Raw genomic sequence first — 1,356 nt, 5'->3', positions numbered from 1 at the left:
GACCAGCGGGAGGGATCAGGCGCCCGTCGCGCTGCCCGCCACCCAGGCGTCCCAGCCCATGTTCCAGCCGTTGAGACCGTTGTCGGGCTGGACGAGCTTGTCGTCGGAGCCCTTGACCGTCACGACGTCGCCGACGATGGAGTTCGAGAAGAACCACGAACCGGGGGTCGAGGAGTCGTTGCCGCCCTGGGCGTCCTGGAGGCCGACGCAGCCGTGGCTGGTGTTGGCCGAGCCGAAGATGCCGTGGCCCCAGTAGTTGCCGTGGATGAACGTGCCCGAGTTGGACAGGCGCATCGCGTGCGGCACGTCCTTGATGTCGTACTCACCGCCGAAGCCGACCGTGTCGCCGTTCATCCGGGTCTCCTTGAACTTCTCGGAGATCACCATCTGGCCGTTGTACGTGGTGTGGTCGGGCGAGCCCGCCGAGATCGGGATGGTCTTGATGGTCTTGCCGTCCCGGACCACCGTCATCTGGTGGGACCGCGCGTCGACCGTGGAGACCTGCGAGCGGCCGATCTTGAAGGAGACCGTCTTCTGCTGGACGCCCTGGACGCCCGGCGCGGACTCGACCTTGTCGAGGTCCATCTTCATGGTGACGGTCGAGCCGGCCTTCCAGTACTCCTGCGGGCGGAAGTCGAGGCGCTGGGTGCCGAACCAGTGGCCGACGACCTTCTGGCCGCTGCTGGAGTTGACCGTGATGTGCGACTGGACGGCCTTCTTGTCCTTGATCGGCTTGTCGAAGTTGATCGACACGGGCATGCCGACGCCGACGGTGGAGCCCTCGTCAGGGGTGTACGTGCCGATGAAGCTGTTGGCCGGGGCGACCGTCGTGAAGGACGAGTTCTCGGTGGCCTTGCGGCCGTCGGAGTCCTGGGCCTCGGCGGCGATCTTGTACGGGGTCTGCCGCTCCAGGGCCTTCTTCGGCGCCCAGGAGGAGCCGTCGGAGGATATGGACCCCTCGACCGGGGTGCCCTTCTCCGTGGTCATGGTGACCTTGGTCAGCTTGCCCTCGGAGACGGTGACCTTGCCGCCCTCGTTGATGCTCGCGTTGGAGGAGCCGTTCTTCGACGCGATCTTGATCTTCGCCTTGGAGGCGTCCTTGGCCGCGGCCTCGTCGACCTTGCTCTGCGACTTGCCGTGACCCGCGTCACCGCCCTTGTCGTCTCCCCCGCCACAAGCGGCGAGGGTCAGTACGCCGCCGAGCACCGCGGCGGCGGCCACGAGGCCCTTACGGCGCTTGCCGTACGTCATCACACGCTTCTCCATTGCTACTGATCCCCAACGTCCCCGATCCGCATCGACGGGCACACCCGCTTTGCGGTCACCCAGTAGAGAACGCCTTTACCGATTCAGCAG

At 66.2% G+C, this 1,356-nt stretch carries 1 protein-coding gene; it reads right to left on the bottom strand.

Annotated elements, in window-relative coordinates:
* Positions 1-15 precede the first annotated feature (15 nt).
* Entirely contained in the window at positions 16-1,251 is a 1,236-nt protein-coding gene (locus ACFU99_RS43850) for an Ig-like domain-containing protein (protein WP_384404403.1), read from the bottom strand.
* Positions 1,252-1,356: the final 105 nt, after the last annotated feature.

This window comes from Streptomyces sp. NPDC057654, assembly GCF_042800135.1.
Classification (GTDB): domain Bacteria; phylum Actinomycetota; class Actinomycetes; order Streptomycetales; family Streptomycetaceae; genus Streptomyces.
This window is presented reverse-complemented; position numbering and strand designations above follow the sequence as displayed.